Consider the following 469-nt stretch of genomic DNA (forward strand, 5'->3'; position numbering starts at 1 on the left):
CTCCAGCGCCTCGGCACGCGCCAGCACCACCTCGGTCGGCGCCTGAATCGCGATGCCCCACGGCTGCGCGCCGGGAATCGGCACGATGGGCTCGAACACGCCGAACGTCTCACCCTGCGAGGCGGGGAGCGCCCGGCCGGAGGCGAGGCCCTGCTTGAACAGGGCGGCCTGATCGGGATAGGCGCGCTCGACCGGTTCGCCAAGCGTGGCCGCGTCCCGGCTGTTGGCGGCCATGAGTCCCGCCAGGCTGACGATGGCGACGTCTGCCTGTCCGTCGTACAGCTGACGGCTGGCACCCTCGGCGAAGCTCTGCAGCGTGGCGAGGCTGATGTCGATCCCGATCACGCCGATCACCCGGCCCTGCTCGCGCAGCGGCAACGCGATGCTGGTCATCAGGACCGGCGCGTCATTGACCGTATCGACGTATGGCTCCAGCAGGCAGGCGGCATCAGCCTCGAGCGGGCAGGTG

Annotated in this window: 1 pseudogene; it reads right to left on the reverse strand. The window is 70.6% G+C overall.

Annotated features, from left to right (window positions below):
* A pseudogene (locus J5M67_RS28285) lies at nt 1–469 on the reverse strand (chemotaxis protein); the annotation flags it as partial.

It is taken from the genome of Pseudomonas sp. 30_B (assembly GCF_017491605.1).
Classification (GTDB): domain Bacteria; phylum Pseudomonadota; class Gammaproteobacteria; order Pseudomonadales; family Pseudomonadaceae; genus Pseudomonas.